Here is a 1,568-nt window from a genome sequence, read left to right as displayed (position 1 = left end):
CGATCGATCCGGGCACAGTGCCGGCGGCCGGTACTGGCGAGATCATCGGTCGTCTCCTATCGAACGGCGTATCGATCGATATTGCCATCAAGGCGCTGGAGGAGCGCGGCTTGGCGCGGCGACTGGCCGAGCCGAACCTGATCGCCCGGTCCGGTCAGACGGCGAGCTTCCTCGCCGGCGGCGAGTTCCCGATCCCGGTCTCGGAGGACAACGGCAAGATCTCGGTCAGCTACAAGAAATACGGCGTCAGCCTGGATTTCACGCCGACGGTTCTGAAAGACGGGCTGGTCAGCCTTGATATCGCGCCGGAAGTCTCCTCGATCGATGCGTCGGCCTCCTACAATATCGGGACGATCTCGGTTCCTGGCTTCATCGTGCGCCGTGCCAGGACGTCAGTCGACCTGAAGAACGGCCAGAGCTTCATGATCGCTGGACTGCTGCAGTCGCAAAACGACATCACCACGTCGCGCATTCCGGGCCTCGGCAAGATGCCGGTGCTTGGGGCTCTGTTCTCGTCCAAATCCTATCAGCGGCGCGAGACCGACCTCGTCATCATCGTAACGCCCTATCTGGTCAAGCCGGTCGATCCGTCGAAGAAGCTCGTCGAGCCGACAGATGGCACGCAGCCGGCCAGCAATGCCGACTATTTTCTCAACAACACCGAGGAAGTGAAGGATTCCGATGCCGGTCGCACCGTGGCGCTGGCAGACGGCCGCGTCACTCAACCTGCAGCGGCCGCTTCGGCTGGGCATTTCCTCGACCTGCCGAAGGATTGAAGCCATGCGTCTGGTCTTTGGATCGAGCGTCGCCTTGCTGCTGGCCGGCTTTGCCGCTGGCTGCACCAGCGACGACTATGTGCGCAGCGAAGGGCCAACGGCCGGCGCCGGCAATGCGCAGGCCGCCAACACCGTCATGCAGATGGTCGATCCCTGGAAATACGGGGTCCAGAACACCAGGCTCCTGGTGCCGGCCCAACGAGGCAGTGCCGCGGCTGTCACACCCGATCAGGCGGCCGGTGCCAAGGCGTCGCAGTCGACCACAGGCAACTGATTCAACGGGCAACTGGTCAACGGGCGACCTGACAGGCTGACAGAATGGCAAACGGCATCAAGACCAGGAAGATCCTGCTCGTATCGACCGACAGGACGTTTGCGCAGGACACGCGCACCGCATTTTCCGCCTCCGAGATCATACAGCTCTCGACGGTGGAGAAGAACGTTACCGAGTTGCGCGGTGAGATCCAGGAAGCCGACTTCGGCGCCATCATCGTCGACATGGATGCGGCAAGGCTGGAGGAGGTCGAGTCGCTGCAGCGCATCATGCGTCGGCTGGAGGACAAGGTTCCGGTCGTCGTCGTCACCCAGGAGTTCAACGCGGCCGCGGTGCGTATTCTCGTGCAGCTCAAGGTCGCGGATTTCCTGGTCAAGCCGATCACCACGGCCGATCTGGTGCGCTCCGTGGTACGGGCGCTGCAAGGGCCCGGGCGCGAGGAAAACACCGAGTCGCAAATCTATACCTTCATGCCTGCGGCGGGCGGCGTCGGCACCACGACGCTGGCGCTGCAGACC

General features: G+C 63.1%; 3 protein-coding genes. All 3 read left to right on the top strand.

Annotated features, from left to right (window positions below):
* On the top strand, nt 1-776 hold a 776-nt coding region (locus tag EOA22_RS33115; protein ID WP_164756156.1), incomplete at its 5' end, for a type II and III secretion system protein family protein.
* 4 nt (nt 777-780) lie between these two features.
* A complete protein-coding gene (locus tag EOA22_RS33110; RefSeq protein WP_013531962.1) occupies nt 781-1,050 on the top strand; it encodes a hypothetical protein in 270 nt (89 codons plus the stop codon).
* A gap of 44 nt (nt 1,051-1,094) precedes the next feature.
* Nucleotides 1,095-1,568 (top strand): response regulator (locus EOA22_RS33105; RefSeq protein ID WP_127390581.1); only part of this gene is annotated, 474 nt, incomplete at its 3' end.

This window comes from Mesorhizobium sp. M7A.F.Ca.US.014.04.1.1, assembly GCF_003998745.1.
Lineage (GTDB): Bacteria > Pseudomonadota > Alphaproteobacteria > Rhizobiales > Rhizobiaceae > Mesorhizobium > Mesorhizobium ciceri.
Note: the sequence above shows the minus strand (reverse complement) of the source record. Positions and strands in the feature narration are given on the sequence as shown.